The 15,305-nt window shown below is 48.1% G+C and carries 12 protein-coding genes and 1 pseudogene; 9 read left to right on the forward strand and 4 right to left on the reverse strand.

All coding sequences use genetic code 11. The features are described from left to right. Window positions 1–42 precede the first annotated feature (42 nt). The 7 genes from topA to aroE all read left to right on the forward strand — a co-directional run bounded on the left by topA (window position 43) and on the right by aroE (window position 7,633). Complete coding sequence (gene topA / locus GXP22_06080; GenBank protein NOX09042.1) at window positions 43–2,349, forward strand: type I DNA topoisomerase; 2,307 nt, start codon at window positions 43–45, stop codon at window positions 2,347–2,349. After that, entirely contained in the window at window positions 2,346–2,702 is a 357-nt protein-coding gene (locus GXP22_06085) for a hypothetical protein (protein ID NOX09043.1), read from the forward strand. Before topA ends, GXP22_06085 begins: the two co-directional genes overlap by 4 nt. Before the next feature lies 1 nt (window position 2,703). Next, the gene (locus GXP22_06090) at window positions 2,704–3,258 is read left to right on the forward strand and encodes a threonylcarbamoyl-AMP synthase (protein NOX09044.1); all 555 of its coding nucleotides are present in this window, start codon (window positions 2,704–2,706) and stop codon (window positions 3,256–3,258) included. 588 nt (window positions 3,259–3,846) lie between these two features. Beyond that, entirely contained in the window at window positions 3,847–4,857 is a 1,011-nt protein-coding gene (gene hemB, locus GXP22_06095) for a porphobilinogen synthase (GenBank protein ID NOX09045.1), read from the forward strand. A gap of 14 nt (window positions 4,858–4,871) precedes the next feature. Then, a complete protein-coding gene (locus GXP22_06100; GenBank protein NOX09046.1) occupies window positions 4,872–5,549 on the forward strand; it encodes a TIGR00153 family protein in 678 nt (225 codons plus the stop codon). Between the two features lie 10 nt (window positions 5,550–5,559). Continuing rightward, window positions 5,560–6,813 carry an inorganic phosphate transporter gene (locus GXP22_06105; protein ID NOX09047.1) on the forward strand — a complete coding sequence of 418 codons (1,254 nt, stop codon included), beginning with the start codon at window positions 5,560–5,562 and terminating at the stop codon, window positions 6,811–6,813. A gap of 1 nt (window position 6,814) precedes the next feature. Next, a complete protein-coding gene (gene aroE, locus GXP22_06110) occupies window positions 6,815–7,633 on the forward strand; it encodes a shikimate dehydrogenase (protein ID NOX09048.1) in 819 nt (272 codons plus the stop codon). A gap of 139 nt (window positions 7,634–7,772) precedes the next feature. On the opposite strand, the pseudogene GXP22_06115 reads toward aroE, so the two are convergent. The 3 genes and pseudogenes from GXP22_06115 to gorA form a co-directional block, all read right to left on the reverse strand. Continuing rightward, window positions 7,773–7,874 (reverse strand): annotated as a pseudogene (locus GXP22_06115) (VPLPA-CTERM sorting domain-containing protein). A gap of 863 nt (window positions 7,875–8,737) precedes the next feature. Next, a complete protein-coding gene (locus tag GXP22_06120) occupies window positions 8,738–9,268 on the reverse strand; it encodes a gamma carbonic anhydrase family protein (protein ID NOX09049.1) in 531 nt (176 codons plus the stop codon). Between the two features lie 141 nt (window positions 9,269–9,409). Next, window positions 9,410–10,759 carry a glutathione-disulfide reductase gene (gorA, locus tag GXP22_06125; protein ID NOX09050.1) on the reverse strand — a complete coding sequence of 450 codons (1,350 nt, stop codon included), beginning with the start codon at window positions 10,757–10,759 and terminating at the stop codon, window positions 9,410–9,412. A gap of 290 nt (window positions 10,760–11,049) precedes the next feature. Here gorA and prlC point away from each other — a divergent pair, with 290 nt between their 5' ends. Then, window positions 11,050–13,098, forward strand: a complete 2,049-nt coding sequence (gene prlC, locus GXP22_06130; GenBank protein NOX09051.1) for an oligopeptidase A — start codon at window positions 11,050–11,052, stop codon at window positions 13,096–13,098. A gap of 22 nt (window positions 13,099–13,120) precedes the next feature. Here the strand turns inward: prlC and GXP22_06135 are convergent, their stop codons facing one another. Further along, entirely contained in the window at window positions 13,121–13,672 is a 552-nt protein-coding gene (locus tag GXP22_06135; protein ID NOX09052.1) for a hypothetical protein, read from the reverse strand. A gap of 108 nt (window positions 13,673–13,780) precedes the next feature. Between GXP22_06135 and ubiD the strand changes: the two genes are divergently transcribed. Continuing rightward, entirely contained in the window at window positions 13,781–15,241 is a 1,461-nt protein-coding gene (gene ubiD, locus GXP22_06140; GenBank protein ID NOX09053.1) for a 4-hydroxy-3-polyprenylbenzoate decarboxylase, read from the forward strand. Window positions 15,242–15,305 lie beyond the last annotated feature (64 nt).

Raw genomic sequence — 15,305 nt, forward strand, 5'->3', positions numbered from 1 at the left:
ATACTTGCAAACAGCTAGCCTGTCACTGTATTTTTCATCGCCATGAGTAAAAATTTAGTTATCGTAGAGTCTCCGGCCAAGTGCCGGACCATCAAAAAATACCTCGGCAAAGACTTTGAGGTTATGGCCTCCTATGGTCATATTCGCGACCTTATCCCCAAAGAGGGGGCGGTTGATACCGAACATGATTTTGCCATGAAGTATCAAATAATCGAAAAAAATCATAAACACTTCGATACCATCGTCAAGGCGATGAAGAAGGCCGACACCCTTTATTTGGCAACTGATCCGGATCGCGAGGGAGAGGCCATCTCATGGCATCTACAAGAACTGCTGGAAGATCGTGGGCTATTAAAGGGCAAGACTGTACAACGCGTTGTCTTTCATGAGATCACCAAACGTGCCATTCAGGAGGCCGTGGAACATCCGCGCGGCCTGGTAATGGAACAGGTTAATGCCCAACAGGCACGCCGGGCACTGGATTATCTGGTGGGTTTCAACCTCTCCCCTCTGCTGTGGAAGAAAATCCGCCGCGGTCTATCGGCTGGACGCGTTCAAAGCCCCGCCTTACGCATGATTGCGGAACGTGAACTGGAGATCGAGAAATTCGAGCCCAAGGAATACTGGAGCATTGAAGCGGCCCTGACCAAGGACAAACAGGCATTCAAGGCCAAGCTCACCCACTACAAGGATAAAAAGCTGGGTCAATTCAGCATCAATACCGAAAAAAAGGCCAAGGCAGCAGAGAGCGATCTAGCCAAGGCAGCCGATGGCAGCCTGGTGGTGACAAAGGTTGAGAAGAAACAACGCAAACGCAACCCGGCAGCACCCTTCACCACCTCAACCCTGCAACAAGAGGCGGTAAGAAAACTCGGTTTCTCTGCCAGTCGCGCCATGCGTACCGCACAGCAACTCTATGAAGGCATCGATATTGGTAATGGCGCCGTGGGTCTAATCACCTACATGCGTACCGATTCGGTTAATCTGGCACAAGAGGCACTGGAAGCCATCCGTGAGGTTGTTAGCCACCGTTATGGCAAGGAAAACCTACCGGACAAACCCTGCACCTACAAGACCAAGGCAAAGAATGCCCAGGAGGCACATGAGGCCATTCGCCCCACTGTTGCCGATGTGGTACCCGACGAGATCAAAAAACATCTGAGTGCCGACCAGTTCAAACTCTATAATCTGATTTGGAAGCGTACTATCGCCTGTCAGATGATTCATGCCACCATTCACACGGTGGGCATTGATTTTTCCTGTGGTGATAAAAACATCTTCCGCGCCACTGGATCGACCATTGCCAAACCTGGTTTTATGGCCGTTTATCAGGAAGGCATGGACGATAAAAAGGGCGGAGACGGGGATAGCAATCTGTTACCCGCCATGGAAGAAGGCGAACAGATTAAACTGGATGAAATCGTTCCCGAACAACATTTTACCGAGCCACCTCCTCGCTTCACTGAGGCCAGCCTGGTCAAGACGCTGGAAGAACACGGTATTGGTCGACCATCAACCTATGCCAGTATCATCTCCACGTTGCTACAGCGGGAATACGTCACGCTGGATAAAAAGCGCTTTCAACCCACCGATGTGGGCTCCATTGTCAGTCGTTTCCTAAGCCAGCACTTTACCCAGTATGTCGATTACGATTTTACTGCCAGACTGGAAGATGACCTGGATGCCATTGCGCGTGGCGAGAAAGACTGGGTTCCATTAATGCGTGACTTCTGGGTGCCCTTCAAGGCACTCATTGACGACAAGGAAGAGAGTGTACAGCGCAAGGATGTGACGCAGGAAAAGATGGATGAGAAATGCCCCAAGTGTGAAGAACCGCTGTCCATCCGACTGGGTCGACGGGGCCGTTTCATTGGTTGCACCGCCTACCCTGAGTGCGACTATACCCGCAACCTGGACGAAAGCCGTGAAGAAGCCGATAAACCAGAGGTGATTGAAGGCAGGAAGTGTCCAAAATGTGAGTCCGATCTGATCATCCGCCGTGGCCGCTATGGCAAGTTTATTGGCTGTAGCAATTACCCGACTTGTAAGCATATCGAACCTTTGGAGGCTCCTGAAGATAGTGGTGTCGAGTGTCCTCAATGCCATGAGGCCAACATACTGAAACGAAAATCACGTTACGGCAAGATCTTCTATTCCTGCCAACGTTACCCGGATTGTGAATATGCCATCTGGAATCTGCCTCTCAACGAAAAATGTCCTGATTGTGGATGGCCGATATTGACCGTCAAGACCACTAAAAAACGCGGTACGGAAAAGGTATGTCCGCAAAAGGAATGTAAGTTCTCCGAGCCTTATGAACAGGAAGAAGATGAAGAGAGCTCAGAATGAACATGATCGAACTACACGGCAGAGAAATCAAAGTAACCCTGAGCAAGAAGGCGCAACGGGCACTGGCACAACGCGATCAGCCGTTGCAGGTCGAGATGCAACTCTACTTCAGTTGCCTGATCAAGAAACAAGTTCGCTTTCAAGATACCATCAGTGATGATGCAGTTGATGCCGCACCCGGTCTCAAGATCAGCTTTCGCCCCATCTGCACAGCACAATGCCGACTGGTCGATGCCAATGATGAGGTGCCGACCATGACCATGCCGATAACAAACCCACAGGCATTCACCCCGCATTGGTTCTATCTGGACTATAAAAGTCAGCAGTGGTGTGGTGAATTCGGTTATACCTGACATGCCCCCCTGGCGGCTGCAACAAGCCGTTCGATGTCTGCACAAAGGCGGCATACTCGCCTACCCCACAGAATCAGTCTATGGACTAGGGTGTGACCCCTTTAATCCAGAGGCAGTCCAACACCTGCTGACACTAAAAGGACGCTCACAAGCCAGAGGACTGATACTCATCGCCTCTGATTTTAGCCAACTATCCGATTTATTAATGCCCCTGCCAACAAAAACCATGCGTACGTTATATCGTTCCTGGCCCGGACATGTTACCTGGGTCTGCCCCGCACATCCTGAAGTCCCCATCTGGCTACGCGGAAGACACACCAGTCTAGCCGTGCGAGTAACCGCTCACCCACTGGCTGCGGCGCTATGTCAGGCATGGGGCGGCCCCCTGATATCCACCAGCGCCAACCTGAGCGGTCACCCCCCCGCTCGCAACCCACTACAGGTACGCAAACAGTTTGCCCAACAGATTGATATGATTATTTATGGTGATGTCGGCACACAAGAGAAGCCCAGCGTTATCAAGGATGCCTTAAACAATAAAACACTACGTCGTTAAATGTCATCCTCGCGCAGGCGGGGATAACAAACATATACACAAATGACAGGTGTAACCTGTGCAACCTATGAAAAAAGGATAAAAAAAAGACCTTACAAGGTGTAAGGTCTAAAAGTAACGCTTCTCAGCGTCGGAGGAGTCAGTAAACATGGAGAGTGTTTATGGTATGGATCCGTTCCAAATATTCAGAACTATTACTCTCAAGGATTGGATCACAACCGATTTCAGGATCCCCGCTAAAACGGGTCTTCACAACCATCTGTTGATAAATCCAATGGGTCTCACTTTTTAAGCTCTGCCGGTTCAGACCCATACCATAAACAATTAAATATCATCTCATTAAGTTCACTAAGGGTATCGTCGGTAGCCTGGATATCTTTAATAAAAATTGATAAAAGCCTGAAAAATGTGTTGTTATTTTATAAATTATATGTTTAATTTCAACTAATTAAAAAAAACAGAAACAAAAAAACATGAAAAATACTTGTTATCTCATACCACATAAACTCGGATGACACAGCCTCCAGCAATGTTATAATCTCCACCATAACGACATCATGATCAAAACAAGTCCCTGGAGCCTTTATCATGAGTAGTGATAACAACATCAGCTACCCGCACACCCGCATGCGACGTCTACGCAAGGATGCCTTCTCACGCCGTCTGGTCAGAGAAAATAGCCTAAGTTGCGATGACCTGATCTATCCCGTCTTTGTGCTGGATGGAAACAATCAGCGTGAGGTCATCCCGTCCATGCCGGGGATCGAACGCCTGAGTATTGATCTGTTATTGCAGGAGGCTGAACAATTACTCGAATTGGGTATCCCGGCAATGGCCTTGTTCCCCGTCACCGCGACGGACAAAAAGACAGATACTGCTGCTGAGGCATATAACCCTGAGGGACTGGCTCAACGCACGGTACGTGCGATCAAACAGGCTTTTCCTGAACTGGGTATCATCACCGATGTGGCTCTTGACCCCTTCACCGTCCATGGTCAGGATGGCATCATCGATGAAACCGGCTATGTCCTCAATGACATCACTGTCGAGACACTCAAACGCCAGGCACTCTCCCACGCCGAGGCAGGTGCCGATATTGTTGCTCCCTCTGATATGATGGATGGTCGTATTGGTGTCATTCGTCAGGCACTGGAAAGCAACGGTCATATCAATACCCGTATTCTCGCCTATTCAGCCAAATACGCCTCCAGCTTTTACGGCCCCTTCAGGGATGCCGTTGGCTCAGCGGCCAATCTAGCAGGTGCCGATAAATACAGCTACCAGATGGATCCAGCCAATAGCGATGAGGCCATCCGTGAGGTACAACTGGATATTAATGAGGGTGCCGATATGGTGATGATCAAACCGGGTATGCCCTATCTGGATATCGTCTATCGCATCAAACAGGAATTAGCGGTTCCGACCTTTGTCTATCAGGTCAGCGGTGAATATGCCATGCTGATGGCGGCCGCCAATAACGGCTGGCTGAATGAAGAGGCTGTTATTATGGAGTCTCTATTATCCATCAAACGCGCTGGCGCAGATGGCATTCTTACCTATGCCGCTAAAAAAGCAGCGCAATGGTTAAATAAAAAATAAGGAGTCATCTCAAAATGCCCCGCACAACAATATCCAGCCTCTTCGGCAAGTCCCCTGTTCATCCGCTGCAAACCCATATGGCAAGCGTTCAGGAATGCGTCTCTGAGCTCAGAGTCTTTATGCAACAGGTCGTTGCACAAGACTGGAGCGCTGCCAGGAAACAACAAACCCTGATTGCCAAACTGGAAGGACAGGCAGATAAACTCAAAAAAGACCTACGCTTACATCTGCCCCGAAGCCTGTTCATGCCGGTATCGCGCCGGGATCTGCTGGAGGTGCTCACCATGCAGGACATGATCGCCAATAAGAGCAAGGATATTGCCGGACTGATTGTCGGTAGAAAAATGGTGATACCGGAAGAACTATCCGAGCCCTTTATTGATTTTGTTGATCGTTCGATTGATGCCTCCGAGCAGGCACAGATCGCCATCAATGAACTGGATGAACTGGTTGAGACAGGCTTTCGCGGCAAAGAGGTGAAACTGGTCGAATCCATGATCAAGAAACTTAACAAGATCGAGAGTGACACTGACAAGATTCAAGTCAGAATTCGTAAATCGGTATTCAAACTGGAAAAAAACATGGATCCTGTCGAGATCATGTTCCTGTACAAGGTCATTGACTTAATTGGTGACCTTGGTGATTATTCCCAACGTGTTGGCAGTCGCCTTGAATTAATGCTGGCGCGCTAGGAGATATAGAATGGAACATGCCTTTATTTTTATTACTCTCGCCTGTGCCTTTGGTTTATTTATGGCATGGGGGGTGGGTGCCAATGATGTCGCCAACGCAATGGGTACCTCGGTAGGATCAGGTGCTATCACCATCCGCCAGGCGATCATTATTGCCGCTGTCTTTGAGTTTGCGGGAGCCTATCTTGCCGGTGGCCAGGTCACTCAGACCATTCGCAAGGGAATGCTTGATGCCAGCCTGCTAACCAATACCCCTGAACTCCTTGTCTACGGCATGTTAGCCGCATTATTATCCGCCGGTTGCTGGTTATTAATCGCCTCTCGTGCCGGTTGGCCAGTATCGACCACACACTCGATTGTTGGTGCCATTGTTGGTTTTGCTGCCGTGGGTATCGGTGTTGATGCCGTTAAATGGGATAAGGTTGGCACCATTGCCATGAGCTGGGTGATCTCCCCCGCATTATCCGGGATCATTGCCTACTGGCTATTCATGAGTGTACAAAAACTCATCCTGAACACCAAAAAGCCCCTGTACTATGCAAAGAAATACGTCCCTTATTACATCTTCCTGGTCGGCTTCATTATCGCACTGGTCACCCTGGTCAAGGGGCTGAAGCATCTCGGCCTGGATATTGGCCATACACAGCAATATCTTATTGCCACTAGCGCGGGTCTTATCTCGATGCTCATTGGTTATATCCTGATTGGCAAGATGAAATTTGATCCAGAAGCTGATCGCGACTTTCACTTCACCAATGTGGAAAAGGTCTTTGCCGTATTAATGATGTTCACTGCATGTGCCATGGCCTTTGCCCATGGCTCCAATGATGTAGCTAATGCGGTAGGACCACTCGCCGCTGTTGTCAGCATTGTGGAGAGTGGTGGCGTGATTTCACAAAAGAGTCAGATGCCGTCCTGGATATTGCTACTCGGTGGTGCCGGTATTGTTGTTGGGCTCGTTACCTATGGACATAAAGTGATTCGCACCATAGGCACTCAGATCACCGAACTCACCCCAAGCAGCGGTTTTGCTGCCACCTTAGCGGCTGCCACCACCGTGGTGTTGGCATCGGGCACCGGCATCCCGATCTCAACCACACACACCCTGGTCGGCGGTGTCCTCGGTGTTGGTCTGGCACGCGGTATCGGTGCCCTGAATATGCACGTCGTACGCACCATATTCCTATCATGGATTGTCACCCTGCCAGCAGGTGCCATTATGTCGATCCTGTTCTTCTTTATATTAAAAGGGATCTTCTCCTGATATGAGCGATCAATATGCCGTTATGGGCAACCCCATTGCCCATAGCAAGTCCCCCAACATTCATCGCCTGTTTGCCGAACAAACCCAGCAGGATATTGAATACAATGCCCTACTGGTTGATATAGATGATTTTCCTCATGCGGTTGGGGAATTCTCAGCGGCGGGTGGCAAGGGGCTGAATATTACCGTACCCTTTAAACAGAATGCCTGGGATCTCTGTAGTGAGCATAGCCAACGTGCGCAACGTGCGGGTGCCGTCAATACCATTATCATTAATTCGCCCGGGGACTATCATGGTGATAATACCGATGGTATTGGTCTTGTCCATGATCTGAAAAACAACAGTATTCAGATCACAAACAAAAAGCTGTTATTACTTGGTGCAGGAGGCGCTGCTCGAGGTATTATTGAACCCCTGCTACAAGAGAACCCCACACTGCTACACATCGCCAATCGCACTGAGTCAAAGGCACACGCCCTGGCTGAACTATTTAGTGACCTGGGGAATATTAAAGGCAGTGGATTTGATGTATTAGCGGGTAAATCCTTTGATCTTATTATCAATGCAACAGCCGCCAGCCTGGAGGGTAAAATACCCTCATTACCCGATAATATACTGGCAACAAGTGGTAACTGTTATGACCTGATGTATGCCAAAAAACCAACGGCATTTGTGCAGTGGGGAATACAACATGGAGCCACCCAATCCATTGATGGCCTCGGCATGCTGGTGGAACAGGCGGCTGAATCGTTTTATCTATGGCGTGGGGTGAGGCCGGATACGATGACCGTTATTCAGGCACTGAAATCAAAGAATTAGCAGCATGTTAGGCAAAAAACAGAAAAAACAGCGACACGTTTTTCAGCGATAACATACAATCAATCATAGGCTCCCTTAAAAAAGACGGCGCTCTTGAAAAACTCAAGAACGCCGCCCCGTTTATCTGAAAAACAATAAGCTACCGACGTCTGGCAAAACCAGCCAGGCCCAAAAGACCCGAGCCAAACAACCAGACTGCAGCAGGAACGGGAACCACTGTCGGTGCCTTAATACTAAAGCTAGCATAGGCAGTCAGCTTGGTTTCTTCAAGCACCGAAATAGGCACAGTATTCAGCATGCTAAATGCAACATTAGGATTACCCGCATAGGTCTCACCCGCACCATCAAAGGTATAGGTACCCGCCCCTGCATCCCAGATATAACTTGGTAATGCACTTGGCACCAATGGCCCATTACCAAATATCCAGTCAGGTTTTTCCAACCATGGGTCTGTTAATAAATCCCCTGCCGCATCATAGGCCCTGAGGCTAATCGTTTCACTGGTGGCAGAACCAAAGTCCAGATCAGCTATAGTAAAATAGGAGTGCGCGGGAAGCAGACCACCATTATTGGTAAGACCACTAAAATCGAATACACCGGTACCTGTAGCTGATGCTGATGCGCCCAGGGCGAGTGTACCTGTGCCGGTAAAGGTACCCAGCCAAGGGGTTGCCGCCGGACTACTCCAGGTACCGGAAAAACCCACCGGTGAATTATCAACATAGGTTGGGTTTACGTATGTAGGCACCCCTAGATTAATGGCAGGAAACGGTACCTTTACCTTAGTGAGAGAATCAAGGGGATCTATAGAGCCTGCAGATACCGTTAATGAAACAAGATACAGTGCTGAGACAGCAATATTTTTTACCAGATTATTTTTAATAATTTTCATCATTCTTCTCCATTTTTATTTATCTTCACCCAAGGATGAGATTATTATAATTTTGAATGAAACCGATATTTTTTTAATACATTAATTCAGACTCAATCAAGCACATCCTTAAAGATAAAGTGATTATCAATGGTCACAAATAGATCACATACATAAGACTATCTGTCACCGCCGAATTCAGCCTACACCTACACCTGAATGAATACAAGCCGTTATGTTCGATAACGATCCTTCAAACGCACATAATTATCCGCTGAATATTGCAGAAAATTATTTTCCTTCATCGTCAGTTCACGAGCACGACGCACCGGGCTACCTAACCACAAATAGCCACCCTCCAGATCCTTACCCGGTGGTACCAGACTCCCCGCACCCACCATCGCACCAGCACGCACCACAGCACCATCCAGCACTGTCGCCGACATCCCGATCAGGCATCTATCCTCAATAGTACAGGCATGCAGAACAACCTGATGCCCCACCGTGACATCATCACCAATAGTCAGTGGAAAACCACCCGGTGCATATTCACTGTCATGGGTAATATGCAGGATACTGCCATCCTGTATATTGGTTCTTGCACCAATACGGATGGAGTGGATGTCACCACGGATCACCACCATCGGCCAGACTGATGAGTTTTTGCCAATTTCGACATCGCCGATTACCAGTGCTGTTGGGTCGATGTAGACACCCTCGGCGAGTATGGGGGTCTTGCCTTCAAATTCGCGGATGTTTTTCATAGGGGATTCCCTTGGTTAATAAAGCGGGTGGTACGTGCTTGAAGGGTGAATGGTTTTTTACGGTGAATAAAGCCTGTGGTACGTGCTCGAGGGGACAGAGCCAAAAACCGGCTCTGTCCCCGGGCTGGAGTGAACCCTTAATCAACGCATGGTTACTAGCTCTTCTGAACTGGTTGGGTGAATAGCTATCGTATCATCCAGGTCCCGTTTGCAGGCACCCATACGAATCGCTACTGCAAACCCTTGTAACATCTCATCCGCACCGGCACCCATAATATGGCAACCGACGACCTTTTCCTGCACGCCAATCGTTACCAACTTCATCGCGGTCTCTGACTTATGTTCGGTCAAGGCATGATACATCGGGGTAAAACGCGACTGATAGACCTTGACCGCATCTCCATGCTTCGCCCGCGCCTCTTCCTCACTCAGTCCTACTGTTGCCAGAGGTGGATGACTAAATACCACGGTTGCAATATTCGAATAATCCAGATGCCTATCCTCCTGGCCATCAAACAGACGATCCGCCAGACGACGTGCCGCCGCAATAGCAACCGGTGTTAATGGTGCCTTACCACTGGCATCACCCAATGAATAAACCCCCCGCACATTGGTATTTTCATAATCATCAGAAGGAATAAAACCCTGTGCATCCATCGTCACACCGGTTACATCAAGATTCAAATCAGCGGTTGCAGGGTTACGCCCAATGGCCCAGATCAACTGATCGATATCAGACAAAACCTTACCTTTATTACATTCAACCATCAGTCGTGAATCATCCTGCTGCACCAGTTGACTCACCTCGGTCTGTGACACCACATCAATCCCGTCATTAATCATCTGTTCCATCAGACCCTCGCGCAACATCGCATCAAAAGAACGTAGAATATGACCACGGCGTAACATCAAGGTAACATCACTACCCAGCGAATTCAGTACCCCTGCCAACTCAACCGCAATATAACCGGAACCCACAATTACCACACGTTGCGGAAGTTGTTCCAGCTCAAAGAACCCATCCGAGGTAATCCCCAACTCAGCACCCGGCAGATCCGGGACACTCGGATAACCACCCACCGAAATAACAATATGATCTGCCGTATACTGTTCACCATTAACCTCAATAGTATGGGCATCAACAAAACGCGCGCGTCCCTGAATCTCATCAATATTCGAGTCCTTGAGATAATTGTGATACCAGGACTCAATACCATTGACATAATTATCACGCCCCTTCTTAAGGGTTGCCCAATCAAATTCAATCTTACCCGACTTAAAACCATAACCCTCGGCATCCTTAAGCGCGTGAGCAATCGAGGCACCATACCACATCACCTTTTTAGGGACACAACCCACATTCACACAGGTACCGCCCATCCGTTTTTCTTCCACCACCGCACATTTGGCACCATACAATGCCGCACGTTCCGCAGCAGAAAGACCGCCACTACCACCACCAATGGCGATCAAATCATAATGTTTAGTCATACCCTATAAATCCTCTAAATTAATAATAAATACATTTTAGCATGGGATGACGAAACCTATCACTATCACACGTACAGCCAACTCAAGAGGCAGGAGATGCTCCGCTTTATCAGAGACCGTTGCCCGCATGGACGCGGGCATCGAGCCTACATGGATGTATTCACGGCGCGTCTCTGATAAAGTGGAGCATCTCCTGCCTCGAACCCACAACACACAATTATTCCCTATCAATAACAAATCACGTAGAATCCATTAGTATTAAATAAAACCCTACCCACATGAGAGCTTACATGCAAAACCCCTTGCTTGAAACCACTGGATTACCTGCCTTCTCCCACATACAGGCACAACACCTCGAACCTGCTATCGACCACCTGTTGCAGGAAAACAAAACAACCATTCAAAAACTACTGAATGAAAACACCGAATATAGCTGGGACAATCTGGTTCAACCACTGGAGGATATGGATGACCGATTAAGCCGTGCATGGTCACCCGCCAGCCACATGAACTCTGTGGTTAACAGTGATGTGCTACGCGCCGCCTATAATGCCTGCCTACCCAAACTCAGTGCTTATAGTACCGAACTGGGTCAAAATGAAGGCCTCTACCGCGCCTTTAAACAGATTGCTGAAAGCTCAACATTTGATCAACTGGAAACCGCGCAACAAAAGATTATCCATAATGCCCTGCGTGATTTCAGATTATCGGGCATTGAACTCGAAACTGATGCACGCAATCGCTTCAAGGCAATCATGCAGGAACTTTCCTCGTTATCTGCAAAATTTGATGAAAACCTGCTTGATGCCACTCATGCCTGGAAAAAACACATTACCAATATTGATGAACTCAAAGGTCTACCGGAATCGGCCATTGCACTAGCACAACAAATTGCCGAGCGTGAGAATAAGGATGGCTGGTTATTGACCCTGGAGTTCCCTTCCTATTTCCCCGTTATTACCTATGCCGACAGCCGCGCATTACGCGAAGAGGTCTATACCGCCTATGTCACCCGTGCCTCCGACCAGGGCCCGCATCCAAGGAAATGGGATAACACTCAAATCATGGAACAACTCCTGACCCTGCGCAAGGAGATGGCGTTATTACTGGGCTTTGACAATTACGCGGACTATTCCATTGCCACCAAGATGGCAGCCTCAACCGAACAGGTATTATCCTTTCTCAACGACCTTGCTGACCGTTCCACCAGCATTGCCAAAAAGGAACTCGAGGAGATACGTGAATTTGCACAAGAGCAACACCAGCACGACACCCTTGAGGCATGGGATATCTCTTATTTCTCCGAAAAGATGCGCAAGCAACGCTATGACATCTCACAGGAAGAACTCAAACCCTACTTCCCTGAGAACCATGTCATTGATGGCATGTTCAAGGTTGTCAATCGACTCTATGGACTGCACATCAAAGAAGAACAAGGGATTGATTGCTGGCATGAGGATGTTCGATTTTTTTCCATCCATGATGAAGAAGAAAATCTGCGTGGACAATTCTATCTGGATCTTTATGCCCGCCCGCACAAACGTGGCGGTGCCTGGATGGATGAATGTATTACCCGCAAGAGCATTGCAGACAAGATACAAACCCCGGTTGCCTATCTAACCTGCAACTTCTCTCCACCGATTGGTGATGACCCGGCACTCTTCACCCATGAAGAGGTACTGACCCTGTTTCATGAATTTGGTCATGGCCTGCATCACATGCTCACACAAATTAATTTCTCCGGGGTATCCGGCATCAGCGGTGTAGCCTGGGATGCCGTAGAACTACCCAGCCAGTTCATGGAAAACTGGTGCTGGGAACGTGATGCACTGAATATGATCTCTGCACATTATAAAACTGGCGAAGCCATCCCGGATGATCTTTATCAACGTATGCAGGCCGCGAGAAACTTTCAATCCGCTATGCAGATGGTGCGTCAACTGGAATTCTCCATCTTTGACTTCCAGCTACACATTGAATTTAAGGCCGAACAGAAAGGCCATATCTACGAGGTGTTAAAACAGGTGCGTGACCGAGTATCAGTAATACAACCACCTTCATTCAACCGTTTCCCACATAGTTTCTCACATATCTTTTCGGGCGGCTATGCAGCAGGTTATTACAGCTATAAATGGGCTGAAGTATTATCCTCCGATGCATTTTCCGCCTTCGAAGAATCTGATATCTTTGATCGTGAAACTGGTATGCGTTTTTTATCCTGCATCCTGGAACAAGGAGGTTCACGCGAACCAATGGAACTCTTTATAGAATTTCGCGGGCGCGAACCTAATATTGATGCTTTACTACGTCATAGTGGACTGATGCTAGAGGCATCCTGAGAAGCCAGGGAATGTAGCACCTTTAGAACAGGTCGATATCACCTGCGCTATTACCCTGTTGTTTGCGCTCATGATACAGACGCAGCGCCTCTTCCCGGCTAGCACCATTGATAATGGCATCAAACAATACCTTATCATCATCAATATGAAAATCATCCTTGATCTGATTTTGTAGCACCATCCACTCTTGTTGACTAAATATACGATTCTTATTGTTCAATAACTCAGCTAACATATCCAGGCCATTCCTTATATGCTCGATACGCTGATTTAATTTATCATAGAACTGAAAGGCAATGACATTACCATGAACATTATCATTCAGACCCGCAACTTCGGCCGCCAGCTCATCCTTTTGCGGGCCATCCGGGAGCTTTTCAATCAACCCTTTTATAGCATTTGTCTTATTTGCTAATAACGTAAATGAAGAAGCCAGGTCATTAATAGACTCATCACTTTCTGTCATTGTTAACTGAATATGCGTCACTGCGGCCTGTAACATAACAACCGTTCTGCGAACCTGGCACCAATCCGCATTCAAGGAAGACAAATCATTATCGTCGGTTTCACCCATAACACACCCATCAATATCCATTTTTACTTTTATAGCCTTACCGTACCAAGGTGAGGTATTCTAGACTATATGTAGACTTCGGTAACAATAAAGGAAACCCATACTACTATGCAATATAAAGATTTGCGTGACTTCCTGAAAAAACTGGAGGAATCCGGACAATTAAAACGGATTCAAACCGAGGTCGATCCCTATCTGGAGATTACTGAAATAAGTGACCGTGTACTCAGAAACCAGGGGCCAGCTCTATTATTTGAGAATCCAAAGGGCTCCTCCATCCCCATCCTAACCAATTTATTTGGCACCCCTGAACGCGTTGCCATGGGTATGGGCCAGGACTCAGTGCTGGCCCTGCGTGAGGTTGGTAACACCCTTGCCATGCTGAAATCACCCGATGCACCCAAAGGTATCAAAGATGCCTGGGAGAAACTACCCATATTTAAACAGGTATTAAATATGGCACCGAAACAGGTACGCAAGGCACCTTGTAGAGAAAATATCATCGAAGGCGATGCCGTTGATCTCTCTATCTTCCCAATACAAACCTGCTGGCCCGAGGATGCTGCCCCCCTGATCACCTGGCCACTGGTCGTGACCAAAGGCCCCAATCAAGATCGTCAAAATATGGGGATTTATCGGCAACAGGTCATTGGTAAAAACCGTGTCATTATGCGCTGGCTTGCACACCGGGGAGGTGCTCTTGATTACCGCGAGTGGTGTGAAAAATATCCTGACAAACCCTTCCCGGTGGCTGTTGCCCTGGGAGCTGATCCCGCCAGTATCCTTGCCGCTGTCACCCCGGTGCCTGATAACTTGTCAGAATATGCCTTTGCTGGCTTGTTACGAGGATCAAAGACCGAGGTCATTGCCTGTACCGAAGCAGAATTACTGGTTCCGGCACAGAGCGAGATTATACTGGAAGGACATATCTACCCCGATGATGTTGCAAAAGAGGGCCCCTTTGGTGACCACACCGGTTATTACAACGAGGTAGAGACATTCCCAGTATTCACTGTGGAACGCATCACTCACCGCAATCAGCCCATTTATCATAGCACCTATACCGGCCGCCCACCCGATGAGCCTGCGGTACTCGGCGCTGCACTCAATGAGGTCTTTATCCCCATTTTGCAAAAACAATTTCCCGAGATTGTCGATTTTTATCTACCACCTGAGGGTTGTTCCTATCGCATGGCCTGCGTCAGTATCAACAAACAATATGCCGGACATGCCAAACGCATCATGTTTGGTATATGGTCCTTCCTGCGCCAGTTTATGTATACCAAGTTTGTCATCATCACCGATGCCGACGTTAATGTCCGCGACTGGAACGATGTCATCTGGGCGATGACCACCCGCATGGACCCCGAACGCGATACCGTCATCCTGTCAAATACCCCGATTGATTACCTGGATTTTGCCTCCCCGGTATCCGGTCTCGGTGGCAAGATCGGTTTTGATGCCACCAACAAACTGCCCGGCGAGACTCAACGTGAATGGGGGCGACCCATCCAGATGGATACCTGCGTTAAAGAAAAAATAGATGCTCTGTGGGATGAATTATTCTGAGCGCCCTTAAGTACCCTTAATCTTTTCGGGGTATACCTTTAACAAGATGCATAATTCAGCGATA

The organism is Gammaproteobacteria bacterium, from assembly GCA_013151035.1.
Classification (GTDB): Bacteria; Pseudomonadota; Gammaproteobacteria; order JAADJB01; family JAADJB01; genus JAADJB01.